Annotated in this window: 29 protein-coding genes and 1 riboswitch; of the genes, 18 read left to right on the forward strand and 11 right to left on the reverse strand. The window is 36.4% G+C overall.

Annotated features, from left to right (window positions below):
* Positions 1-94 precede the first annotated feature (94 nt).
* A complete protein-coding gene (gene hemQ, locus JJJ02_RS12515) occupies positions 95-844 on the reverse strand; it encodes a hydrogen peroxide-dependent heme synthase (RefSeq protein ID WP_133424294.1) in 750 nt (249 codons plus the stop codon).
* A gap of 152 nt (positions 845-996) precedes the next feature.
* Here hemQ and pta point away from each other — a divergent pair, with 152 nt between their 5' ends.
* From pta to JJJ02_RS12560, 9 genes are all read left to right on the forward strand, one after another.
* Entirely contained in the window at positions 997-1986 is a 990-nt protein-coding gene (pta, locus tag JJJ02_RS12520; protein ID WP_239243112.1) for a phosphate acetyltransferase, read from the forward strand.
* A 3-nt stretch (positions 1987-1989) separates the two neighbouring features.
* A complete protein-coding gene (locus JJJ02_RS12525) occupies positions 1990-2829 on the forward strand; it encodes a lipoate--protein ligase family protein (protein WP_239243111.1) in 840 nt (279 codons plus the stop codon).
* Positions 2822-3148, forward strand: a complete 327-nt coding sequence (locus tag JJJ02_RS12530) for a YuzB family protein (protein ID WP_099577062.1) — start codon at positions 2822-2824, stop codon at positions 3146-3148. Before JJJ02_RS12525 ends, JJJ02_RS12530 begins: the two co-directional genes overlap by 8 nt.
* A 163-nt stretch (positions 3149-3311) precedes the next feature.
* Positions 3312-4424 (forward strand): ATP-grasp domain-containing protein, encoded by a 1113-nt coding sequence (locus tag JJJ02_RS12535; RefSeq protein WP_240839250.1) that lies wholly within the window; start codon positions 3312-3314, stop codon positions 4422-4424.
* Positions 4425-4441: 17 nt separating this feature from the next.
* Complete coding sequence (locus JJJ02_RS12540; RefSeq protein ID WP_240839252.1) at positions 4442-5557, forward strand: peptidogalycan biosysnthesis protein; 1116 nt, start codon at positions 4442-4444, stop codon at positions 5555-5557.
* A 78-nt stretch (positions 5558-5635) separates the two neighbouring features.
* Positions 5636-6127, forward strand: a complete 492-nt coding sequence (locus JJJ02_RS12545; protein ID WP_096077909.1) for a GNAT family N-acetyltransferase — start codon at positions 5636-5638, stop codon at positions 6125-6127.
* Between the two features lie 11 nt (positions 6128-6138).
* Positions 6139-6612: a GNAT family N-acetyltransferase gene (locus tag JJJ02_RS12550; protein ID WP_239243107.1), complete on the forward strand. Its 474-nt coding sequence runs from the start codon at positions 6139-6141 to the stop codon at positions 6610-6612.
* A gap of 108 nt (positions 6613-6720) precedes the next feature.
* Positions 6721-6927: a type II toxin-antitoxin system HicA family toxin gene (locus tag JJJ02_RS12555; RefSeq protein ID WP_240839254.1), complete on the forward strand. Its 207-nt coding sequence runs from the start codon at positions 6721-6723 to the stop codon at positions 6925-6927.
* Between the two features lie 19 nt (positions 6928-6946).
* Positions 6947-7342, forward strand: a complete 396-nt coding sequence (locus JJJ02_RS12560) for a type II toxin-antitoxin system HicB family antitoxin (protein ID WP_240839255.1) — start codon at positions 6947-6949, stop codon at positions 7340-7342.
* A gap of 53 nt (positions 7343-7395) precedes the next feature.
* On the opposite strand, the gene JJJ02_RS12565 is transcribed toward JJJ02_RS12560, so the two are convergent.
* From JJJ02_RS12565 to mtnK, 9 genes are read right to left on the reverse strand one after another with little or no spacing between them, the layout of a single operon-like run.
* Positions 7396-7914: a cupin domain-containing protein gene (locus JJJ02_RS12565; RefSeq protein ID WP_240839258.1), complete on the reverse strand. Its 519-nt coding sequence runs from the start codon at positions 7912-7914 to the stop codon at positions 7396-7398.
* A 14-nt stretch (positions 7915-7928) separates the two neighbouring features.
* Positions 7929-8531, reverse strand: coding sequence for a methylthioribulose 1-phosphate dehydratase (mtnB, locus tag JJJ02_RS12570; RefSeq protein ID WP_240839260.1), 603 nt, complete (start codon positions 8529-8531; stop codon positions 7929-7931).
* Positions 8528-9169: an MtnX-like HAD-IB family phosphatase gene (locus JJJ02_RS12575; RefSeq protein ID WP_240839262.1), complete on the reverse strand. Its 642-nt coding sequence runs from the start codon at positions 9167-9169 to the stop codon at positions 8528-8530. Before JJJ02_RS12575 ends, mtnB begins: the two co-directional genes overlap by 4 nt.
* Positions 9154-10323: a 2,3-diketo-5-methylthiopentyl-1-phosphate enolase gene (locus JJJ02_RS12580; RefSeq protein ID WP_240839264.1), complete on the reverse strand. Its 1170-nt coding sequence runs from the start codon at positions 10321-10323 to the stop codon at positions 9154-9156. The genes JJJ02_RS12575 and JJJ02_RS12580 overlap by 16 nt, the downstream gene beginning before the upstream one ends.
* On the reverse strand, positions 10277-11278 hold the full coding sequence (locus JJJ02_RS12585) for an ABC transporter permease (RefSeq protein ID WP_239243103.1): 1002 nt from the start codon (positions 11276-11278) through the stop codon (positions 10277-10279). Before JJJ02_RS12585 ends, JJJ02_RS12580 begins: the two co-directional genes overlap by 47 nt.
* Positions 11268-12647: an ATP-binding cassette domain-containing protein gene (locus JJJ02_RS12590; protein WP_240839266.1), complete on the reverse strand. Its 1380-nt coding sequence runs from the start codon at positions 12645-12647 to the stop codon at positions 11268-11270. The genes JJJ02_RS12585 and JJJ02_RS12590 overlap by 11 nt, the downstream gene beginning before the upstream one ends.
* A 17-nt stretch (positions 12648-12664) precedes the next feature.
* Positions 12665-13687, reverse strand: coding sequence for a sugar ABC transporter substrate-binding protein (locus JJJ02_RS12595; protein ID WP_240839268.1), 1023 nt, complete (start codon positions 13685-13687; stop codon positions 12665-12667).
* Entirely contained in the window at positions 13684-14706 is a 1023-nt protein-coding gene (mtnA, locus tag JJJ02_RS12600) for an S-methyl-5-thioribose-1-phosphate isomerase (RefSeq protein WP_240839270.1), read from the reverse strand. The genes JJJ02_RS12595 and mtnA overlap by 4 nt, the downstream gene beginning before the upstream one ends.
* Positions 14703-15905 carry an S-methyl-5-thioribose kinase gene (mtnK, locus tag JJJ02_RS12605; protein ID WP_239243099.1) on the reverse strand — a complete coding sequence of 401 codons (1203 nt, stop codon included), beginning with the start codon at positions 15903-15905 and terminating at the stop codon, positions 14703-14705. The genes mtnA and mtnK overlap by 4 nt, the downstream gene beginning before the upstream one ends.
* A 79-nt stretch (positions 15906-15984) precedes the next feature.
* Positions 15985-16089: riboswitch (SAM riboswitch) on the reverse strand.
* 164 nt (positions 16090-16253) lie between these two features.
* On the opposite strand from mtnK, the gene JJJ02_RS12610 reads away from it, so the two are divergent.
* The 6 genes from JJJ02_RS12610 (at position 16254) to JJJ02_RS12635 (ending at position 22411) form a co-directional block, all read left to right on the forward strand.
* Entirely contained in the window at positions 16254-17549 is a 1296-nt protein-coding gene (locus JJJ02_RS12610; RefSeq protein WP_111717110.1) for an HD domain-containing protein, read from the forward strand.
* A 9-nt stretch (positions 17550-17558) separates the two neighbouring features.
* Positions 17559-18056, forward strand: coding sequence for a YwhD family protein (locus tag JJJ02_RS12615; RefSeq protein ID WP_240839272.1), 498 nt, complete (start codon positions 17559-17561; stop codon positions 18054-18056).
* Between the two features lie 252 nt (positions 18057-18308).
* Positions 18309-18716: a YwiB family protein gene (locus tag JJJ02_RS12620; RefSeq protein WP_240839274.1), complete on the forward strand. Its 408-nt coding sequence runs from the start codon at positions 18309-18311 to the stop codon at positions 18714-18716.
* Positions 18716-20374, forward strand: a complete 1659-nt coding sequence (argS, locus tag JJJ02_RS12625) for an arginine--tRNA ligase (RefSeq protein ID WP_240839276.1) — start codon at positions 18716-18718, stop codon at positions 20372-20374. Before JJJ02_RS12620 ends, argS begins: the two co-directional genes overlap by 1 nt.
* A 233-nt stretch (positions 20375-20607) precedes the next feature.
* The gene (locus JJJ02_RS12630; protein ID WP_240839278.1) at positions 20608-21471 is read left to right on the forward strand and encodes a heme/hemin ABC transporter substrate-binding protein; all 864 of its coding nucleotides are present in this window, start codon (positions 20608-20610) and stop codon (positions 21469-21471) included.
* On the forward strand, positions 21461-22411 hold the full coding sequence (locus tag JJJ02_RS12635) for a FecCD family ABC transporter permease (protein ID WP_240839280.1): 951 nt from the start codon (positions 21461-21463) through the stop codon (positions 22409-22411). The genes JJJ02_RS12630 and JJJ02_RS12635 overlap by 11 nt, the downstream gene beginning before the upstream one ends.
* On the opposite strand, the gene JJJ02_RS12640 is transcribed toward JJJ02_RS12635, so the two are convergent.
* Complete coding sequence (locus JJJ02_RS12640; RefSeq protein ID WP_240839282.1) at positions 22401-22916, reverse strand: NUDIX hydrolase; 516 nt, start codon at positions 22914-22916, stop codon at positions 22401-22403. The two genes, JJJ02_RS12635 and JJJ02_RS12640, sit on opposite strands and share 11 nt — an antisense overlap.
* Before the next feature lie 72 nt (positions 22917-22988).
* Between JJJ02_RS12640 and JJJ02_RS12645 the strand changes: the two genes are divergently transcribed.
* The 3 genes from JJJ02_RS12645 to JJJ02_RS12655 are packed head-to-tail and all read left to right on the forward strand — an operon-like array spanning position 22989 to position 25162.
* Entirely contained in the window at positions 22989-23663 is a 675-nt protein-coding gene (locus tag JJJ02_RS12645) for an HAD family hydrolase (protein ID WP_240839284.1), read from the forward strand.
* A complete protein-coding gene (locus JJJ02_RS12650) occupies positions 23664-24374 on the forward strand; it encodes a hypothetical protein (protein ID WP_239243091.1) in 711 nt (236 codons plus the stop codon).
* An 11-nt stretch (positions 24375-24385) separates the two neighbouring features.
* The gene (locus tag JJJ02_RS12655) at positions 24386-25162 is read left to right on the forward strand and encodes an alpha/beta fold hydrolase (protein ID WP_240839286.1); all 777 of its coding nucleotides are present in this window, start codon (positions 24386-24388) and stop codon (positions 25160-25162) included.
* Positions 25163-25205 lie beyond the last annotated feature (43 nt).

Raw genomic sequence — 25205 nt, forward strand, 5'->3', positions numbered from 1 at the left:
CNNNTTCCGAGCAAGAACGACATAGATTGTGAAGTTCAACTTCAGTCTACTCACAAAAAAAGACAACCCCTAAAGGTTGCCCTATAACGCTATATTAAACTGTAAATAATCCTTGTAAATCTTCTGTTTTTAAGATGTTACCAACATAGAATGAACCGAATTCACCGTAACGCGCTGATACTTCGTCGAAGCGCATTTCGTATACTAACTTCTTAAATTGTAATACGTCGTCTGAAAATAAAGTAACGCCCCACTCGTAATCGTCAAATCCAACTGATCCTGTAATGAACTGTTTAACGATACCAGCGTATCCACGGCCGATCATACCGTGTGAGCGCATTAATCCTTTACGGTGATCCATATCTAACATGTACCAGTTATCTTCACCTTGACGGCGTTTATCCATTGGATAGAAACATACATACTCTGAGCGTGGTAATTCTGGATATAATCTAGCTTTAATATGTGGGTTCTCGTATGGATCTTCGTCAGAGCCTTGCGCAAGATAGTTACTTAACTCAATTACGGATACGTAAGAATATGTTGGGATTAAGTAATCACGAATTGCTAATTTATTAAATTCAGTTTCAACGGCTGTTAAATCTTTCATTTCTGGACGTAACATCCAAAGCATTAAATCAGCTTTTTGACCTGTAATGTTATAAAGCGCGTAAGAGCCTTCTTTTGCTACATGGTTTTCTTCTAATTTATTGATAAATGCACTGAATTCTTCAACCATTTTTGTACGGTCTTCTGCTTCAACTAATTTTAAGCTTGTGAAATCAATGGCATAAAATAAGTGCAAGCTATACCAACCGTCTAATGTTTTTGCTGCTTCGTTCATTATCCATCTCTCCTCTAATTGTAATCATTATCATTCTAACATATCTCGAAACATATGTATGTTCGAAGATTTTACATATTGATGACGTGTAATTTCTATAAAAAGAGTCTATAATGGTTAATGGGGATGAATCAAAATTTCAGGAGGCTATTATGGCTAAATTATTAGATGTATTAAATGAAAAACTTTCAGGTAAAAATGTGAAAATCGTTTTACCGGAAGGAACAGACGAGCGTGTATTACAAGCAGCTGTTGAATTACATAAAGGTGATAAAGTATCACCGATCGTTTTAGGGAACGTGGAAGAAGTACAAGCGCTTGCTGAAAAATTAGGTTTATCAATTGACGGAATTGAAATAATGGATCCAACAAACAACGAATTACGTGAAGAATTAATCGCGAAGTTTGTTGAACGTCGTAAAGGTAAAGCGACAGAAGAGCAAGCGACACAAATGTTAAACGATCCGAACTATTTCGGTACGATGTTAGTTTATACAGGTCGTGCAGCAGGTCTTGTATCAGGTGCAGCACATTCTACAGCAGATACTGTACGTCCAGCTTTACAAATCATCAAGACTAAACCAGGTGTTTCTCGTACATCAGGCGTATTCTTTATGATTCGTGAAGACGAGCAGTACTTAATGGGTGATTGCGCAATCAATCCAGAACTTGATGCAACTGCTTTAGCTGAAATCGGTATCGAGTCTGCTAAGACTGCAAAAGCTTTCGGTATGGAACCTAAAGTTGCAATGTTATCTTTCTCTACGAAAGGTTCAGCGAAAACACCTGAAACTGAAAAAGTTGTAGAAGCAACACGCTTAGCACAAGAAAAATTAGCTTCAGAAGCTGATTTAGAAGGTGTAGTTATTGACGGAGAATTCCAATTTGATGCTGCATTCGTACCATCAGTAGCAGCGAAGAAAGCACCAGAATCACCAATTCAAGGTGACGCAAATGTATTCGTATTCCCTAGCTTAGAAGCTGGTAATATCGGTTACAAAATTGCGCAACGCTTGGGTGGATTTGATGCTGTAGGTCCAATCTTACAAGGATTAAATGCACCAGTGAATGATTTATCACGTGGATGTTCAACAGAAGATGTTGTTTCATTATCAATCATCACTGCAGCACAATCTTTATAATAGATGACGAAGTCAATTTTTGAAGAGAATTGGCAATACGTAGATCATACGCGAGGACTGCAGCCAATGCAGTCCTTTGCTTTTGATGATATGTACTGTCATTTAATTGGACAACAAAATCATGATAGTGTGGTACGCACTTGGATTCATGATCATGTCATTATTCTCGGTATGCACGATGCACGTCTGCCATATATTGAGGAGGGAATAGCGTTCCTAAACAATCATGGGTATGGTGCCATTGTTCGTAATTCAGGTGGTTTAGGTGTGGTACTCGATGCAGGTGTACTCAATATTTCGATTATATTTCCTGGAGATATTACATTTTCGATTGATGCGGGATATGAATATATGTATGAACTGATTCAGGAGATGTTTAAAGATTATCATAAACATATTGAAGCGAAAGAAATCGTTCATTCATATTGCCCGGGAAGTTACGATTTAAGTATTGATAATAAGAAGTTTGCAGGTATTTCACAACGTCGTGTAAAAGATGGTATTGCAGTCCAGATTTATCTTTGTGTCGAAGGTAGTGGGAGCGCACGCGCTGAACTGATGCGTCAATTTTATGATGTGGCACTTCGCGGGGAAACTACGAAATTTACGTATCCTGAAATAGATCCTGAGTGCATGGCGAGTCTATCAGAACTGCTCGGTGTAGAGCTTACGGTGGATGAAGTCATATTCAAATTACTGTATGCTTTGAAAGACTTAGGTGCAACTTTATCAAATAATGAGATGACAGATGCTATGTGGACGTTGTATAATGATTACTTCGAACGCATGACTGAACGTAACGCAAAAATAAAAATCAATCAAGGTGGTGAAGCAAATGCGTAATAAGTTTCAAGTGTGCGATGATTGTCAGGGTGTATGTCTTAGAACATTACTACCGAAGTTAGAGAAGTTAGATCCAGATGCTGAAGTTGAAATCGCATGCCAGTCTTACTGTGGACCAGGTAGACGAAAAACTTTCGCATTTGTCAATAACCGCCCTCTAGCAGCTGCAACTGAAGAAGAACTACTTGAAAAAGTTGAGAAACGTTTAGCGCAAAAACGTGATCCTGAAGAGGAAGCAAGACTTGCCAAACGTAACGCTGAACGTAAACGTCGTTTAGACGAACAGAACGCGAAGCTGAAAGAGAAACTGAAGAGATAGATGTAGAGGCTGGGACAATTTGTTCCAGTATGTTTAATTTAAATTAATCCTCTTTACAATCCTACATACTTCTTTAATGTAAATTTACATGAGTTTAACATCCCTTTGCTATGCTTAGTTTGTATAACGATATGAATGAATCAATAGAAGGGTGGAACGATTCGTGCAACGTATATTAATTACTGGTGCGCGTGCGCCAATTTCTTATGAAGTTGTGCAGCAGCAGGTCGCATTAGGCAGAACAGTTTTCTTGACGGATTCTACCAAAAAGGTCAGCATTAAAAATTCTAAGTTTATCGAAGCGTTTATTTTAACGACGTCACCACGATTTTCTACTGAAGAATATATTAACGATATTAACAATATTGTTACGCAATATCATATTGATCTGATTATTCCTTTAAATGAAGAATCTTTCTATCTTTCTTATATGAAAGATAAATTAATTGCACCAGTATGGGTTGAAGATATTTCTAAGGTGCTGTCAGTGCACAACAAATATAACTTTACAAAGTTAATCGATGCGATGGGTTTTAAAGTGCCTGATACGAAATATGTCATGAATCACGATGACTTAACAACTTTTATGAATAACTTCCCTGGAGATGAATATATCGTAAAACAACCGTACGGTCGTTTCGGTCAATCTGTGCGTAAATTAACACGTATGTCATTAGAAAATGACAATATGATTGAATTCCCTTTTATGATTCAGACATTAATTAAGGGCACAGAATGGTGTTCATACAGCTTTGCAAAAGACGGGAAAACATTATCTACTTCATTATATTTATCGAACACACATGATAGTTATAACTGTTCTACACACTTCACTTCAGAGAGGAATGAAGAACTTCAGTCTATTATTGAAGCTGTTATTCAGAACTTAAACTGGTCATATCAAATTGCATTTGATGTGATTAAATGTGAGACGACAGGTGATTATTACTTTATCGAATGTAATCCACGTGCGACAAATGGTGCGCTATTTATGCAGCCGGACGTTTGGGAATTAAAGTGTTGCGAACCGAAATATGAAGCGCGTCAACTCATCTTCGTATCGTTATATAACTTTATTATGCGTCCAAAGAAACATAATTTAGAGCGATTAAAGTATGGGAAAGATATTTTCTGGCATCCAAGTGAAAAGTCAATCTTCTTTGAACAAATTATAAGTGGTGCCCAGTGGTGGTTTGAAGCGAAATCTCAAAAGAAAACAGTCAACACGATTACAACGTATGATATCGAATGGAATGAAGACATTGTAAATCTATAGATAAAGAGGTCTTACGAATGACGATTTATACGAAATACGCAGATATCCCTTTTAATGAAGTGGATATCTCTCCTTTTAATAAGGCATATATTCAGTATATGATGGATGGTATTCATCGTGGTATCGAGAATGTACACGCACGCATAGAAGTGATATTGCTGAACGGGCAGCTGATTCCTTATAGTGTTAAAGATGGAGGCAAAAATGCATCCTGGATTCATTCGTTTACAGGGCAATACATTGATGAAATGATTTCAGAAGTAAATAGAATGGAGATGCCGAATATAGTACGCTGTCTTGCACATCAGTTATTGAACATTGGCAGAACGGTACTCGGACTTACTGGTGAGAAGACAGTGACAGTATTTCCATCTTTTATGTCGACGACGATGTATGAAGACTTTCAGTTCGATCAGCTACAGGAAATTACTAGAATACTCGTTGCAAGATTTCCGAAACATGCAATTATTTACCGCACATTAAATGATAAGTTTCATCAAGATAAAATGAAACAGTTAGATGACGTCGGCTATGCAGCAATGATATCTCGCGCGATATATATATTCGATCCAGATGATAAACATACAAAGAACGAACGAAAAGATTTAAAGAAAGATATGAAGCGCTTTGAAAAAAGCGGACTAACATTCACGTATGAATTACGTGAGGATGAATTTCACCAATTAATGCCCCTTTACAAACAAGTATATTTAGATAAATATTCGGATTTCAATCCGCATTACACAGAGGATTTCTTTAAATTCTTATATAAAGAGATGGAACTTACATGGTTCATCCTTAAAGATAACGAACGCATCGTGTCGTTTATGGGTGTCAGTCAAACAGATAATGTATTATTTCCAGCATATTTTGGAATGGATCAGTCTGTTAAAGGGTTGTATTTTATGACAAGTGGATTGTTATACCACTTTGCTAAAGAATATGGTTATAAAATTAATAATAGCGCTGGTGCGAAAGATTATAAACTGGCACGCGGTAGTAGACCATATTTAGAATATCATTATATTTATTACAAACATTTAAAGCTCATACCATTTTTAAGCTACGCATTGTTTACAAAAGTTGCGACACCTTTAGGCAAATTTTTATTAGAAAAGCTACAGTTTAAGTAAAGATTTAATGAATATATTTATTATTCTGACATCAATAGTGATATAATATATTTATCATATTTTTAGGCGGTGATGCACATGTCGATTGAGATGAGACATGCAACATTAGAAGATTTGCCGCGTATTGTTGAAATTTACAATTCCACAATTGAAAGTAGATTAGTGACTGCAGACACTGAGCCTGTAACCGTAGAAAGTCGGACAGAATGGTTTTTGAACCATTCGGAAAAACGTCCGATTTTTTTATTTCTCAAAAATAATGAAATAGCGGGCTGGTTGAGTTTTGAAACTTTTTACGGCAGACCAGCATACGGAAAGACGGTAGAAATCAGTTTGTATTTAGATTCTGATTATCGTGGTATAGGCTTAGGGGAGTATGCAGTGACTGAAATGAAGCGAATTGCACAAACACTCGATATAGAGACGCTTCTGGCATTTACTTTTTCACATAATACACGTGCATTGAAATTATTTATGAAACACGGATTTATTAAATACGGGGAATTGCCTGATGTTGCGATAATGGATGGGAATCATTACTCACTCACAATATTAGGCTGTAAAATTTAGGAGGAAGTCGTATGGTTAAGATTAGAAAAGCAACAAATGCAGATGTACCGAATATAAAAAAAATCGCTTCTATGGCGTGGTATGATACATATGCAAAAATTATGGAAGCAAGCACGATTGCTAAGTTTTTAGAAGCGGCATATAATGATGAGCGTTTAGAGCGACGCATAGGGGATTCATTATTTTTAGTCGCTGAAAATGATGACGAAGTGATTGGTTTCGCTAATTTTATCAATGGTACAGAATTATTCTTATCAGCAATCTATGTAAATCCAGCATTCCAAAGACACAATGTAGGTGCAGAACTTCTGGAAGCAGGATTGAATCACTTTGATGACTATAAAGAATTATTTGTTGAAGTAGCAAGTAACAATGAACAGGCACGTGGATTCTATAAAAAGACTGGATTTGAACTTGTAAGAGAATATAATGAAGAATTATTTGGTGAAACAGTAACAACAGGATTGTTGAAGAAGGCGATATAATTTAGCAAACATACAAACAAAATCCAAATAGTGTGTATTGAGTGTGTATATATTGTGTGGTATTATAAATTTGTAAGCTAATTCTATAATTACCGGAGGAAGCGGTAAATGCCTAAGAATTTCCGACAGATACGAAGAATACTTCTTAAGAATGGATTTATTGAAATGCCTAAACGAGGTAAAGGGGGACATATTATGTTTTTTAACCCAGTTACTAAGCGAAAGCTGACACTTCCTAGTCATTCGAAAGATATAGAAGTAGGTCTGGAAAAAGAAATATGGAAACAAGCTGGATTAGATAATCAAAATTTATAATAAAAAGTAGGTGGAGAGATTGCATACTAACATACTCTATACTGCAGACGTTCACAAAGAAAATGGACGATACTGGGCAAATTTTGTAGAAATTCCTGAAGCTTTTTCAGAAGCAGATACTAAAGAAGCACTCTATGAAAACTTAATAGAAGCTTTAGATGTTCATATATTATCTTTGATAGATTTAGGTGAAGATTATCCTGAACCTCTGAATAATGCTGAAGATGAAGTGAAAGGTGACTTCTATATGACCATACCTATGAGTCTAGACAGAATTATTCATAGTAAATCTCCGAAGTATGACAGAAGAAACGTTACTATTCCTCACTATTTAAATAAACTAGCAAAAGAAAGGAATATCGAAGTTTCTAAAGTGTTAAGAGAAGCATTAGAAAAGGAATTGTTGCATAACTAGACAATTAATAAAAGGCCGGTACTTGTCATAGAGTATCGGCCTTTAATCTATATTTATTTTTCGTAAACTGGCACCCATCCTGCTTCATCAACGAAGATTCGTACAGCAACAACTTTACGATTGTCTGATAAAGTGAAGTAATGTCTTACGCTAGGCGGTACTGAAATTAAGTCGCCTGGATCTAAATGTACTTCAAAGAACTGGTCATCTTTGCCTTGTATCACAAATACGCCATTTCCGCTTACAATGAATCGTACTTCATCATCCGTATGATGATGTTCACGCTGGAAGTTTGTCAGCAACTCATCTAAGTTAGGTGTTGTGTCTGATAAACTGATTACGTCACTTGCTTTGTAACCTCGACGCGCACTGATTGCATCAATTTCTTCTTTAAATACGTTTAAAATTTCTGATTTATCTTCATCAGTTAAGTTATAATTTTCTTTTAATGTGTATGGTAATTTTGAAGTATCCCACTGTTCATAAATGACTTCATTGCTTTCTAAAAATGCATGAATTTCCTCTTGATTGTCTAATCGTTTACCTGTTTCCTGAAAAATTAAATATGCCATTATTATCGCTCCTCTTATTTAATATATTGTCTTGCAGCTGCAAGTTGTAAATGATATTGGAATAAAAATTCTGCTGCTTCAAATAATTTATATGCTTCCTGAGTTGATTTTCCCCAAGCATTGATCCCGTGATTGCGAATGAGTACCACACCACTATCAGCAGTAACGTGTTGTCCAAATTCTTCAGCGAGTTTATTAACATCTGCTGGATTTTCGATAATAGGGATGCGCAATACATCACTTTCCTCCCATAAACCGAATGCTTTAATTAATTCCTGATTGCTGAATTCAACTGTACCTTTAGAATGATATAGTTCTGAAATTACATTGTTACTAACGGTATGGATGTGAATTGATGCGTTTGCGTTACTGCGTTTAAATATTTCTAAATGTAGTACGGTTTCGAGAGATGGCGTGAGATCTGTATCAACAGCTATGCCATTCATATCAACTTTGACAAAACTTGTATCAGTTGTTTCGTATTTATCGACACCGCTTGTAGTCACATATAGATGCTGGTCATCTATTCTTATACCTAAATTACCGCTTGTCCCCGGGAAGTAGTTATTGCGTGCGAGCCGTTCTTTGATATGTGTAATTGCTTCTAATGCACTCATTTGATCACCTCGCTTAATTTAATATCATCAAATGTTTCAAAATGATGATGTGCGATTCCTTTTTCCTGGGCAAATTGCGTAAGCTTTGAAGTTGTAAATGCAATATCGGCAATACCTAGTAACTTTAAATCTGTAACGCTATCACCGATTGCTATAACTTTATTATCATCTACTAATTGTCTGACGATAGAAGGCTTACATGTTCCGCAGTTTCCAGTACATAAGTTATCGCACGGATGATTCCAAATTACTTCCATATAATCTCCGGAGAAATCTACGGTATTGGCAAACACTTGTTTGATGCCATTAAATTTCTCTAGTATTGGATCAATAAAGAAATGCATGCCGCCACTAATAATATAGAAAGGAATATTTAGTGTTCGGGCTTCGTCCAATAACTTCTGAAATCCTGGTCGGAGATTCACTTCTTCTAACGCGAATTGAATGATATCCTCTTTCTTTTCGCTCGGTAATAATCTGAAGAGTTCACTAACGCCTTGCTGTATTGAGATTTCCTGATTCAATATTTGAGCGGTGATAGGTTGTCCTTCAATTGGTGCAAACTTCTTGATGATGGCTACGATCGTATCAGTGGCTGTTACGGTACCATCGAAATCACAGGCTATGATGTACCCCATAAAGCCACCGCCTTATCATAATTTTGACCACCTACGCCTGTCTTGTAATGACGAATCGCTTCATGGAAAGATTCACCGCCAGCGGTTGCACCATCTGGATGACCATGTACACCGCCACCGGCATTTATGACGATGTCTTCACCAAAGTCATCGATAATACGTTTAACCAGACCTGGATGAACGCCGGCTGACGGGACAGGAAATGCTTTTTTTATTGTACTCGCTTCTAATGCATGGGCGACAATACCTTTAGCATCATCTTCAGTAAGTTCGATAGATCCATACGGCACCGGGAAGAGAATAAGATCTGCGCCTGCAAGACGTGTCAGTTTAGAAAGTAGTAATTGATAACTGATACCATAGTCAGGGCTACCGCCTAATGCACCACTTAATGCAGGGTGAGCAAGAATGGGTAAGCCCAATTCTAAATCACGTAACCCTTTTAGGGCGTCAAGTCCATACGTATGAACGTTGAATAATAAAGCATTCGCACCGAGTTGCTTGGCCTTACGTGCTTTGTATGGTAATTCAAATACCGGACCGGATAGATTGACCGCATATAGTACGCGACGACCAGTTGCTTCGAATATTTCATCAAACACGCGTTTACCGATAGTAATACGTTCTTCAAAAGGAAGTTCAGGTACGTCATATAATATTTCGTCATCTTTAATAATATCGACACTTAACGCCTGTGCACGTAGTTGCGATTCGAAAAATGATGCATCTCTACCGATAATGCCTTTAAAGATGCTCATTACAAGCGGACGATCATAAATATTTAGTAACTCTCTCACACCTTCAACACCGAACGCAGGACCTTTAAAATGTTTACTGTAATCCGTAAAATCGATATCGAGTAACTTTACTTTTCCGTCTAACGAAAGTTTGCCGAATACAGTCGTTAATATTGAAGAAAAGTCTGGCGTGATATTGTGTTCCGGATAAGCAATAGCAATATGTAATAACCCTTTCTCTGCATCGATTATTTCCTTGGTAATAACTTCACCTTTATATTTCGCTAAATGTGCCTGATCTTCAGCCGTTAAATCAGTCCAACTTCCGACAGTTAAACCAACGGCTAGTTTTTCTGCGATAGTATCAATTTTAGATGGATTGTTGTGTAGCTGGTACTTCGCTATGATATGTGACACGTTTTAACCTCCTTTGTTTAAATTGTGCATAGTTAATAATTAATGCACCTGCTAGGACAAGGCCTTTTATAATATTCAAGCCATAATATGGAACGGATAGCATGACGAGACCGTTTTCCAGTATTGCAATGAGTAGTGCCCCTAAAAATGTACCTATAATATTAGGCTTACCTGATTTAGAAACAGTTGCACCGATAAATGCAGCCGCAACTGCGGTCATTAAATACCCTGAGCCTGAATTAACTTGAGCTGATGATACTTGACTGGCAAGGAGTATACCACCGATACAAGCAAAGAATGCAGATGCCAAATAACTGATAATGATATATTTTGTTGTATTGATGCCACCGAATTCTACAGCATGTTTGTTATCGCCAATCATATACATGATGCGCCCGGGATTTGTGCGATGTAATAAAACGTATGTAAGGGCTACAATAATGAGCATTATGATAATTAAAGGTATAGGTTCTGACAAAACTTTGAATGCATCAGGAATCTTGCCAGTTGTAGCAGCTCCGTTTTGTCTTGTCATGCCTTGACTGATTGAACCCCCTTCAGCATACGTCAGGGCGATACCTTCAACGATAAACATTGTCGCAAGTGTAGCGTAAAGGTCAGGGATTTTAAACTTGATGATTAAAATTAAGTTGATGAGTGCGACAACAAGTGCAACTGTTAATGTGAGCATGATGGATAGCCCAAAATTCATCCCATGCCATACAAATAATGAAATGATAACAGCATTACTTAGCGTAACCGTAGAGCCGACAGATAAGTCGAATCCGTCGACACTCAAACTAAATGTAATACCGATGGCTACGATGGTGACAATAACCATGCCACTAATGACTGAAAGTAAATTATCAGTAGATAGAAAGTTTGGTGCAGTCAAACTAAATAGTATGACTAAAATAGTGATTACAATGAGTAAGCCGAATTGTTTAAACTGCATGTTGTATTCCTCCAGTAGCTTTGTGCAAAAGATCAGTTTCTGATGTATTTTGTGTCAGTTGTTCATCTACGACTTGACCTTTGTGTAGTGTATAGATGCGATCAGTTATATTGATCAGTTCACTAAAATCACTTGATGCATAGATAACTGTCTTTCCGCTGGCAGTTAATTGATTGATAACTTTAAATAAGTCTTGCTTAGCACCGACGTCAATTCCTACAGTTGGTTCATCAAGGATAAAGATGTTTGATTGTTGATAAAGACCGCGTAATAATACAACTTTTTGCTGATTCCCACCGGATAATGCATGTACTTGTTGGGTAAACGATTTATATTTCAAGCCGATATCATTTGCTAAAGGTAAGATATTATTTTCTTCATTTTGATGATGGATAAAAAATTGTTTGTTTTTAAAACAAATATTATCTTTTATACTGTGAGACATAATCAGCCCATGTTTCTGACGTTCTTCTGGACAATAAGATATTTTTTCATGAGATAAATGGTCATATAACCAAATGCACAATTCTGTCTTACCGGCACCGACAAATCCTGCGATGCCTATTACTTCACCTTTAAATCCATGAATATTGATATCTTGAAGTTTATCGGTTTGTATGTGCTGAAAAGAAAATTGTTGTTCTTTTGTTGTGTAATTTGTTTGTTGATGTGTCTGTATGTTTCCAGCAATAGCTTCATAAAGTGCTTCAGCGTCATAAGCATCTGATTGTTTAGATGCGATGCATTCGCCATCTTTAAGGATAGAAATATCATCAGAAATATTTAATAACTCAGGTATGCGATGAGAAATAAAGATGATGGCCATTTCTTTTTTTAATAAATTTAATTCATTGAATAAAATATTAACTTCACGCTGACTCAATGAAGCCGTCGGTTCATCTAATATGAGTAGATGCTTATCTTCGAGTATCGCTCGAATGATGACGAGTAACTGTTTTTCAGAAACAGTTAAATCTCTAACATGTGTATTCAGTGAAAAAGATAAACCGAATTTATCGATATAATTTTGCAATTTCTGTTTTTGTTGCTGTCTATAAAAAAATCCTTTCGTGCGATCTTTAATCGTCAAATTATCATATACCGATAAACTTTGAAATAAGACATCATCAACTTCTTGTGCAACGTAGGCGATATCATCTGCAAAGCTTGAAACTTTTTGTCCATCTTTATATAAAGTTCCTTTTTGATAAGGGTAAGTGCCATTCAATACTTTCATTAACGATGATTTACCTGCACCGTTGCCACCGATAATTGCATGAATCTTTCCTTGTTCAAAATGAATAGATAATTCCTTTAAAATATGATGGTCATTGATTGTTAAATTAAGATTCGAGACTTCAAAGCGCATTGTATTCAGTCCTATCGTTATTTAATTTTGAAGGCATCTTCCTGACTAAATGCCGGAACTGCCTTTGAAAGATTATTCATATTCGTATCTTGTTTCAAATCTTTTTGTGTAATTTGAACTGGTTTAAATGCATAAGTCGCAGGGACTTTTTCTTCTTTAATGAGCTTTGCCAGAATTCTTACATCTGTTTCACCGATGACTTTAGGATTAACACTTGCTGATGTCTTCCAGTTGCTGTTTTTAGCTTTCATAAAGTTAATGTCCTGGTTTGAGATATCTATTGAATAAATCGGTAGATTGATTTTCTTTTCGTTAAGTGCAAGATAAGCTCCCTTTGTCATCTCATCCCAAGATCCCCATACCGCATCGAAATCTTTTGGATGATATTTTGAAAGTACAGCTTGTGTTTTCTTTTTTACATCGCCTTGTACGTCTTCAAAATTCGTTGGTCCGATACTTTCAACGACTTTAATTTTGCCTTCGCCTTCATACTTTTTAAAAATTTCCTGACGTTTATCAAGCGGTAGGAAACCAGGACCGACCCACAATTTAAGTACTTTTACGGGTTGTTCTTTATCTTTTATCAGCGCGTCTAACGATAACTTTGCTAATGCATGGTCATCTTGACTTGTAGCAACGACATTATCAATAACTTTGCCGTCTTTATCTGACTTTGTATCAAAAGTAACAACTTTGATCTTTGCATCTGCAATTTTCTTAACCAAATCATAGCTGTAATCTTCTTTGCCGTGTGATAATACAATGCCATCATATTTTTTAAGGATTGCCTGATCGACGAGCTGCTGAAACTTTGCGTCATTCCCATTCGAAAGAAAAGTATCCACTTTGAGTCCAAGTTTCTCACCTTGTGATTTAGCACCATCGATAAATTGTTTCGTGTGATCATCACTACCAAGGTTACGGATAACAGCAATTTTCTTGCCTTTTATTTCACCTGTCGCTCCAGATTGTGATGTTGCCTGATTACATCCTGTAAGTAAGATACTTGTTGCAAGTAATAATTGTAATGGTTTATTCATGCTTTAACCTCCTCAAATAGTTTTGCGATTGCTTGTTCATGTGCTTCGATAATGCCGTGTTCAGTAATCAGTCCTGTGATTAAACTGTTAGGTGTAATATCGAAAGCTGGATTATAAACTGCTACGTCTGCTGCGACTTTATTGTCATAAATATGTGTTACTTCACGTGCGTTGCGTGCTTCGATTGGAATTGCATCTCCATTCGACACCATTAAATCAAAGGTTGGTGTTGGTGCTGCAACGTAAAACGGTACATTATAAAACTTTGCTGCAATTGCGAGCGGTAATGTGCCAATTTTGTTAACGACGTCGCCATTTAATGCTACGCGGTCACAACCGACAATAACAGCTGTAACATCTTGTTGCTGTAACACAGTGGCTGCAGTACTATCTGTAATTGTTGTAACATCGATGCCGGCTTGCGATAACTCAAAAGCTGTAAGTGCGCCTTGAAATCTCGGTCTAGTCTCATCGCTAAATACTTTAAATTGAATGTTTTGAGCGTGAGCTAGATAGAATCCCGCTGTCGCTGTGCCTAACGCACTTGTTGCAAGACTACCTGGATTGCAATGCGTAATAAACGTTGAATTCGGTTTTATGAGTGGTAATGTATGTTTCCCGATACGGTCATTGATTGATTTATCTTCTTCATAAATGTGTTGCGCGAGCTTTTCTAAAGCCACGATGCTCTGATTGACATCATCAGTGATTACCTGTTTCATGCGACCAAGAGCCCATATCAGATTGATTGCAGTCGGTCGTGTATTGGATAATCGCGTGATAACGTCGTGCATATACGAATTAAAGTCATTATCGCCGTTGTATTGTAAAGCACCGATTACGACACCGTATGCCGCAGTAATTCCAATAGCGGGTGCACCGCGCACGATCATATCTTCAATCGCTACTGCGACTGCTTCATAATCTGTGCAGTCGACATACTGTATATCATGTGGTAATTTCGTCTGTTCAAGGAGCGTAAGAACGCCATCTTTGTATTGGATCGATTGTAATGTCATGCCGCGATCTCCTTAAATTCTGTATAGAGTGAGAATATAGATGGGTAGATGGATACTGATTCGGGATGTTGAATCAGCGATTTCGCAAACTTAATGAGCTGCACTTCTATCTGAACACATTGTTGCTCAGGTAAAGTCGTTAAATCATTTACTTTAGCAAGTCCGACGATACGACGAATAATTTCAAGTCCACATACAACATACGCATCTTCAAGCACTGATCGGATATAGCTTGCATAAACTGAAGCTTGTTTCAATGCGACATCTTTCGTCTTTTCCTGTAAGATCGCTAAACTTTTCTGTTTGAATACTTCTAATACTTCTGTGATACTTTCGGCAATAAACTTAGCTTGTTCATCTCTGCCATGCGCCTGCGCATTACTATATGCAAAGAAGAGGTGAGCGAGCACATTTCCGACATCATATCCTGCCGGTCCATAGAAACCGAATTCAGGATCAATGACTTTTGTTTCTGTTTCATTCACAAATACTGAACCTGAATGCAAGTCGCCGTGAATTAAACTTTGACTTTTATTTAAGAATTTAAGCTTCGCTTCTGCAACTGCAAGCTTTAATGTGTCATCGTTGTAAAGTAACTGTTCGACGTATGGAAGCAAAGCGCTACTCACTTCATTGCGTGAGAAATTATCGTAAAATGGCTCGGTGAACACGAGGTCTTCAGATATCTCGCATAATTCGGGATTTATCGTATCTTTTTGTAAAGCCTTCTTCTCTTTCGCATCAAGTACAAAGTCAGAAGTGTTAATCAGTGTCTCTGCCAAATAGGTCCCTAAATCAACACCTATATTTGGATATATATTGCCATCGATTAAACCTTGGCGTAATACTGTGTATTCTTTTAAGTCTTCCATGATGACGCATTTCATCACATCATCAATCGCATAAATATGCGGTACAAGTTGTGGTACGATTTCGCCATGTACTTTGAGTAACATCCCTTCACGAATTGTACGGTCCGTTGATAATTTAAATTCATCTGAAATACGCGCTACGACGCCTGAATGTTTGACGATAATGGATTTGATGCCGTTAGATACACGAAAGACATAATTTAAATTACCATCTCCGATTTCGTTTACTGCTAAGTTGTCAGCGGGGTTAAATAAATTTGTAGTTTCAAGTATGTATGCTGCAATATCAACTTCCTGCATTAAGAAATATGAACTAAACTTAGACAATGCTTTCACCTCAGAATTAATTTTTTCACAAAAAAACGTTTCCCCGTATGCACGGGAAAACGTTAGCCATCAGTATCTCTACTTATCTTTCAGCACAATTGTACTGTAGGAATTGGCACCTTTTCCGTGTGGACAGGTTGCTGGACGTCATAGGGCCTAATCCCTCAGTCACTCTTGATAAATAATTATTTAATTTTTTGTTAAGTTGAATATTAAATTAATTAAAAATATAAGTCAATAACTTTCTGAAAATTTTTTGTATTACAAAATTTTTAAAAGCCGTTAATTATTCTATTTTAAAGGCTTTATGATAAAATTTAAGTAATGAAAAAATAAAGGAGAACCACTATGGGCTACCAATTCCAAAAGATGCAGGAAGAGAAGGTATTCAAAGATCCAGTGCATCGCTATGTGCATGTACGAGATCAGTTAATTTGGGATTTAATCAAGACAAAAGAATTTCAGCGATTACGCCGAATAAAACAACTTGGTACGTTATATTTATCTTTTCATACAGCTGAACATTCACGTTTCAATCATTCGTTAGGCGTTTATGAAATCGTACGTCGTATGATAGACGAAATATTTGCTGGACGTGAACATTGGCATAATGAAGATCGTCCACTCGCATTATGTGCAGCACTGTTACATGACTTAGGCCATGGTCCGTTCTCTCATTGTTTCGAGAAGATTTTTAATACGGATCACGAGCTTTACACACAGCAGATCATATTAGGAGATACGGAAGTGAATCATGTGTTGTCACGCGTTTCACCCGAATTTCCGAAAGAAGTAGCTGCTGTAATCAACAAGACACATCATAATAAGCTGGTCATTTCAATGATTAGTTCGCAGATTGATGCTGACCGTATGGACTACCTGCAACGCGATGCTTTCTATACAGGTGTGAGTTATGGTAGCTTTGATATGGAACGTATATTAAGGCTTATGCGTCCGACAAAGGATGAAGTTGTGATTAAAGAAAGTGGTATGCATGCGGTAGAAGATTATTTAATGAGCCGTTATCAGATGTACTGGCAAGTATATTTTCATCCAGTCAGTCGTGGTGGTGAAGTATTATTAAATCGTGTCCTGAAACGTGCCAAAGTGTTGTATGAGACAGGTTATGCGTTTAAAGAACCACCTAAATATTTAGTGCCGTTCTTTAAATCAAATCAAGTGTCCGTTGATGCATATTTAAGACTTGATGAAATGGTTCTAAATTATTATCTGCAGGAATGGATTGAGGAAGAAGACGCCATTTTAAGTGATTTATCGCGCAGATTTGTTAACCGTGATTTATTTAAACATCTACCGTTTGACGGTAATCGATTTACGATAGATGAACTCACTGAATTGTTTACGAAAGCGGGCATAGATCCGGATTATTATTTTGTTGTGGACTCGTTTAGTGACTTGCCATATGACTACAATAGACCTGGTATTAACTCGCGTAAACCAATTCACTTAATAACTTCTACTGGCAAGATTAAGGAAATTAGTACACAATCAGTTATAATCAATAGTATTACAGGTATTCAGCGAAAAGATTATAAAATTTACTATCCGAAAGAAACAATTTTAAATATCGAAGACCTTGAAATTCGAGGTGCAATTATTAACGTATTAAATGAATTAGAATAGGGTGATAATATGGCAGAATTTCAGTTTAATATTATAAAAAATGATCCACTTGACGGACATAAAGGTACAAATATCGGCTCGATTAGCTTAGATAATGTGGCACCAGTATTTATTGATGTTGCAGAGAAAAAGGCGTTTATCGATATCGGTGCGATGCATGCGCGTAGTGAAGTTGAAAAGCGTGTGAAATGGGTGACGGATAAATCTGAAACAGAAGGTCCTGACCAGAAAGAATACTGGCTCGTATGGGTAACGACAGAACGTGCTGAAGTCGGTCCATATTATGCGGGTGTGACTGCTTGTTATATGGTGGTAAATAAAGAACGTAAACGCGGCTATAAAGTAATGGCAGAGCATGTGAATATGATGGATAAATCTATGAAACATAAGTTTATTTTAGACCATATTGGTGATGACAATAAAGCGGTCTTAAAAGACTTCTTAATGCATCATAATCCTGAAATGTGGAACAATTCTGGTGAAGAGCTAAAAACAATGTTAGGTTAAACGAGCTAACGATAGTCCATCTTTTCCGGATACTCGCCGTATCCGGAAAAGATGAGCACCATCATATTATAATTTTGTGACAAAAATGTGACTTTAATAATCGTGTAGATTTTCGGTTGTAATTTTTGCTCAACATTAGTAAGATATGAGTAGCTATAAAAATAGCTAGGACACTAAAGAAAGCAGGTATTTTTATACCTGCTTTCTTTAATTTTATGCAAATTTTGTTATAATCATTAGTGGGTGATCAACTTGGATATAGAGATTCATATAAAGCAACAAATCACAGATGGTGAAGGTACGGAGACATTTGAATTAAATACTACAGGTACACTCATAAAAAAAGCACATACATACATCATGTATAAGGAAACAATCGATGATATTGTTACTGACGTACGTGTTAAAATTGAGGATGAACGGGTGCGTATCAATCGAAAGGGTCAATTAACTTTAGATTTCCTGTTTGTCCCATACGAGACAACACAAAATATGTATCACCTGGCTAATCAAAAAACTGTTATGGAAGTTACAACCAATCAAATGCTCATTGAGTCTGATGAACATTCCGGTAGAGTTTACATTCAATATACCATTGTAAATAATCAAACTGTTCTGGGCAGTTATACATACGATATAGAATATAAGGAGCGAGTATAATGAACATCGTACAACAACAAAAAGAAACATTGATCGAAGAAATTAAACAAGCGATATTAAAAGCAGAACTTGTAACAGAAGTGCCGGAAATTAAAATTGAATGTCCGAAAGATACTAAAAACGGTGACTATGCAACAAATATCGCCATGGTATTAACAAAACTTGCTAAAAAAAATCCGCGCGAAATTGCACAGGCGATTGTAGATCATTTAGATGTTAAGAAAGCGAATGTCACTAAAATTGATATCGCAGGTCCTGGATTTATTAATTTCTATATGGATAATGCATATCTTACTGGCATCATTACGGAAGCGTTAAATAAAAAAGATAACTTCGGTAAAGCAGAGCAACCTAAAAATGAAAAAATCTTAGTTGAGTATGTTTCGGCGAATCCAACTGGAAGCTTACATATTGGTCACGCAAGAAACGCTGCGGTGGGTGATACTTTATGTAACTTATTATCTGCAGCAGGATATGACGTATTACGCGAATACTATATCAATGATGCCGGTAAACAGATTGAAAACTTAGCATATTCTATCGAAGCGCGTTATTTCCAGGCATTAGGTCAAGAAATGGCGCTGCCTGAAGATGGTTATCACGGTAAAGATATAATTGAAATCGGTAAAAAGTTAGCTGCAGAGCATCCGGAATACAAAGATGCTGACAAGGATGAGCGTATTAAAGCTTTCCGTAAGCTAGGATTAGATTATGAAATGGATAAACTTAAAAAAGATTTAACTGAATTTAATGTTCATTTTGATAATTGGTTCAGTGAAACTTCACTTTATGAAAATAAAGAAATCGATAAAGCATTAGATAAGATGCGCGAAAATGGTTATTTATTTGAAGAAGACGGTGCAACTTGGTTGCGTACAACTGAGTTTGGCGATGATAAAGACCGCGTATTGATTAAAAAAGATGGCAGCTATACGTACTTCCTTCCGGATATTGCGTATCACTACGATAAGATTGAACGTGGCTATGATACGTTAATTAACTTATTCGGTGCAGACCATCATGGTTATATTAACCGTTTAAAAGCATCGCTTGAAACTTTCGGTACAGATTCTAAACGTTTAGAAATACAAGTGATGCAGATGGTACGTTTATTGCAGGATGGCCAGGAAGTTAAGATGAGTAAACGTACAGGTAACGCCATTACGTTGCGAGACATCATGGATGAAGTAGGTATTGACGCAGCACGTTATTTCTTAACGATGAGAAGCCCTGACTCACACTTTGATTTCGATATGGAACTTGCAAAGAGCGAATCAAGTGACAACCCTGTTTACTACGCGCAATATGCACATGCGAGAATTTGTTCGATATTACGTCAGGCAGCTGAAAATGGTATCACACCTTCTGCTGACGCAGACTTTAGTTTAATTACAAATGACAAAGCATTTGAATTGTTGAAACGTATCGCTGATTTTGAAACGGTAATCAATCAGGCAGCAGAAGCACGTGCACCACACCGTATTACAAATTATATTCAGGATTTAGCAGCACATTTCCATAAATTCTATAATGCTGAGAAAGTATTAACTGACGACTTAGAAAAATCTAAAGCACATGTTGCGTTAATTGAAGCAGCAAGAATTACATTACACAATGCTTTAACATTGATTGGCGTTTCAAGCCCTGAAAAGATGTAGCAACTAGAGACTGGAACTGAAGTGTTTTACCACAAGCAAAAACCGAAGAAAACGAATAAATCGCTCTTTGATTTATAGTTTTCTTCGGTTTTTGTAGTAGGGGCAACCTCTGTTCCGCCGTTTAAGCTGTTAAACAGAAGAGGACTAAGACTTATGACTAACGCTTTTTGTATTTTGTAAGAAAGATATTGCATATGGTATAATTATACAAAAATTGAATAGATGGAGGATTTATGAAGAAAACGTTATTTATACTCTTGATGGCTATACTTTTCATCGTTTCAGGGTGTAATACAACAGAGAAGGTACAGCAGTCTGACGCTAAGGAACGTATTATTTCGTTAATACCAAGCAATACAGAAATTCTTTATGATTTAGGCGTCTATAAAGAGATTATCGGTGTTTCGACAGTAGATGATTATCCTAAACAAGTGAAAGATAAAGAAAAGTTTGATGGGATGAAGCTTGATTATGAAGCGATATTAAAGGCGAAGCCTACAATGGTCTTTGCACATCAATCGATGGAAAAAGCACAGGAGAAAACCTTACAAAAGTTGAAATCAAAAGGTATTAAAGTCGTCGTTGTTCAGGATGCTAATTCATTTGATTCGCTATATAAAAGCATAGAACAAATTGCTACTGTCACACATAAAGAAGCTGAAGGCAAAGCGTTGATAAAAGATATTAAACGTCAAATTCAAGAAACTGCGATTAATTACAAAAAGGATGTCCAGGGTAAAAAAGTATTTCTGGAAATTTCATCACACCCCGACATTTATACGGGTGGCAATCATACATTAATGAATGATTTATTGAAACAACTCGGTGCAGTCAATATATTTAGTGGCATAGAAGGGTACCAGGCGGTGAGTTCGGAAGCAATCGTTAAGAAAAATCCGGATATCATTATTTCTACGAGTGGTCTGTCAAATGAAGCATTAATCAAAGAAGTAAAATCAAGAAACGGATTTAAGCATGTTGAAGCGGTAAAACAAAATCAAATCTATGCCGTTGATCCGGATACTGTATCACGTCCGGGACCAAGAATCGCACAAGGTATGGAAACCATTGCCAAAGCTATCGCACATGAAAAATAATATTATCGTATTGTCGCTTATTATTATTGTGACATGTTTATCGTTATTTTATGACAACTTTGGATTGCTGGACGTAACGGATTCAATGGGTAGGACAATTTTACTTGAAATTAGACTACCAAGAATTATAACGGGTATGCTCGTCGGAATCATTCTTTCCATTACAGGATATGTGTTTCAGACCGTATTAAATAATTATCTTGCAGATAGTTTTTCGTTAGGACTTGCCAGTGGTGCAAGTTTTGGGAGTGCACTTTCCATCGTATTAGGATTTAGCATTACGATGACAGCGATATTTAGTATTTTATTCAGTATGATAACGTTACTGATAGTGATCCTTACCAGCTTAAATCATAAATTTAATTCACAGACAACATGGATGATACTGATCGGCATGTTTATTAACTTCTTCTTTTCCAGCCTCGTTTATGTTTTAATGCTGATGTTTCCGGAGAAATCATCCAACATCATGAATTATTTGTTTGGCTCGATAAACACGGTAAGTTTTAAAGATGTTATCGTTTTATTACCATTAACTATTGTGGGTATGATGATTATTTATTTTTTACAGCAGCAAATTGAAATACTTGGATTAGGACAAGACCGAGCAATTGCACTTGGTTTACGAACGAATACAATCATCTATATGCTGCTCATTACAACGAGTATTATGTGTGCTGTGCTCATTAGTATGACAGGTATTATTGGATTTGTCGGTATGATTATTCCGCCGTTTGTAAAACTGAATTTTAAAGGAAACCATCTTGTAAAACTGAACCTGACATTACTTTTAGCAGTATTACTCGTCTTAACGGGAGATTTTCTGGGCAGAGCAATGCTTTATCCGGTACAGATTCCTGTATCAATCATGATGTGTTTAATGGGTATGCCACTATTACTATGGATTATTTTGAAACAAAACAGAAATACTATAAACTAAAGTATTGCATTAAACTCGCTAAAGTAAGCGCATTGGTGATTTCGCCATGCGCTATTTTTGTTTTTAAGTCTTTAATTGGAACGAGGACGACTTCGATATCTTCAAATATTTCTCGGGAAATAGTCCCGCTTTGCTTGCTGTTGGTCACTAAAATGGTTGTTAATTGATTTGTAAATAAAGCTGGATTCGGATGCATAACGCCAATCACTTGCGCCTCGCCGATATATCCAGTTTCCTCACTGAGTTCTCTTTGACCAGCAATTAATGGGGATTCATCGGGATCAACGATACCGCCGGGTAATTCAAGTATATAATCTTCTATGCCGATACGAAACTGCTTGATCATGACGATACAATCATTATGTATTGCGATAATATTTACCCAATGCGGGGCCTCAATCTGATAAAATTCAGCACTTTGTGCCTGATAAGAAAATTCTGTCGTATTGACTTGAAATACACGATAATCCGTTTTGTCGATGATACGTCTTTTTTTCCAGTTCATTAGTCACCTCGTCATTTTAGTCGATTTCATTTTAACAGATAGGCTATACTATTGTTAACTGGAGGGGTTTAGATGGAAAGAGCAATCATATTTGATTTGGATGGTACATTACTTGATCGAGAACGTTCGTTACGATTATTTTTAGAAGATCAGTTTGAAAGATATAGAGGATATTTTACGCATGTACAAAAAAATGACTATATCAATTATTTTATAGCATACGATGAACACGGTTATGTGAAAAAAGATCGTGTATATAAAGCATTGCTTAATCAACTTGATATTCATTACATCGAAAAGAAGGATTTACTGCTGGACTATGATTTAAATTATCCGAAGTTTGCGACAGGTTATCCTGATTTAAAAGATATTATTTCAAGAATTCAAAATAGAGGATTAAAAATAGGTATTATTACAAATGGTAAGGTGTCACATCAAAGTTATATTATCGATGTTTTGGGTATAGAGAAATATGTTTTAGAAACGTTAATTTCAGAGGCGGTAGGTTACAGAAAACCTGAACCGGAAATATTTATGATGATGTGTGATAAGCTCGGCGTTAAACCGGAGGAATGTATTTTTGTTGGTGACCATCCGGTCAATGATATCGAAGCAGCCCACCGTTTAGGAATGAAGACAGTATTTAAAGATAATCATTATTTTAAAGCCCCTGGTGAAACAATGATGGACTATCGAATTGAAGACTTATCAGAGTTATTTAATATTATAGGTGAGGAGACGATATAGATGAATGTCGTATGGAAAGATGAAACAGTTACAGGTGGTATATTTGAGACGATCAATGTTGAAGGAAATTCATTAGTTACTTCAAGTGTTGAGGCCAATGAATTATTCATTGAGAAAGATAGTGTATTAAAAATTGAAGGTAAATTAAATGTACCTTATTTGAAAGTTTATGGTGAATTAGTCATTGAAGGAACACTTGAAACGAATGAACTTGTAATTGGAGAAGATGGCTATATTGCTGTACAGGATGAAGCAATTATCGACACAATCAATAACAAGGGAACGGTGGACTTAAAGCGTGGAATAAAAGTGAATGATATTCAAAATAAAGGTGCATTTATTGGTATGGGACCAGTAAAAGCCACTACATTTCAGTCTAATGGATCAGTGCGGCTGGATGAAGAGCTGAATGCAGAAAACATAACGATCACTGTCGCTGAAGTAAGTAACATTCGCTATATTATATGCGACGAACTTACGGTGAAAGCAGAACGAGAAAAGCTCATCTTTAAAGATGAATCATCAATCCTTACAGTACGTGAAATCGATGCAGTAAATGCAAGTGTAGAAAATGTAGTTTGTGATTTACTGCGTGCAGATGATGTAACGATTAAAGCGCATTGCTCGATTAAAGTCGTAGAGTACGTTAATGATTATAAATACGACGAAGCTTCAGATGTATTAGAATTTGCAAAAATTACAAGAGACTAGAGGGATAGAATATGGAACTAGCGCTAACAAATAATGATATAGCTGTTCATTACGAACTCATTGGAAAAGGGTATCCACTAGTGATGCTACATGGCCAATTTATGAACACAACAATGTTTGATGATTTCGATACGACTTTTATGAAAAATTTTCAAATTATTAAAATAGATTTGCGTGGTCATGGATTTAGTGATAAACCGTTAGAAATTCATATGGACGATTATGTAGAAGATGTATTAACCGTTCTGGATCTTTTGTATATTAAAGAAGCACACTTTTTAGGATTTGGACTCGGTGGTTCTGTAGCAGCAACCATCGCTTCTAAATATCCGAGATATGTAAACAAGCTGATATTGATTAGCACGGGAATAAGAAGTTACTACGAAGCTGAGCGTGAATTTCATAATCAATATGCAAGTATATTAAGAACGATGTCACGTAAAGAACGTAACGCTATGCTGGAAGACTATATGTTTAAAGATGTTAAAACAGTAAAAAAATATTATAAGAAGATGAAAGATACACAAAGTAGTATGACTGAAAAAGAAGAGGATGCAGTCATCACCTCTACTGTTGATTATAATCCACAAAAGCTTGATGTGATTGAAGTAAAGACGCTCGTGATGAGCGGTAGATATGATGAATTAGTACCGGTTGAAGAAGCTGAAGCGCTCGCTGCACTATTACCTGCCAGCAAATTGTCGATTTATGAAAATAGTGGCCATGGGTTGTTATATGAACAATACGATGATTTTGTAAAAGAGGTTAAATTGTTCCTTCAAAACTAGTTACAATCTGATAGCGTTATGTTAAAATATGTGAGTACTGATA

The organism is Macrococcus sp. PK (assembly GCF_022501545.1).
In the GTDB taxonomy this organism is placed as follows: Bacteria; Bacillota; Bacilli; order Staphylococcales; family Staphylococcaceae; genus Macrococcoides; species Macrococcoides epidermidis.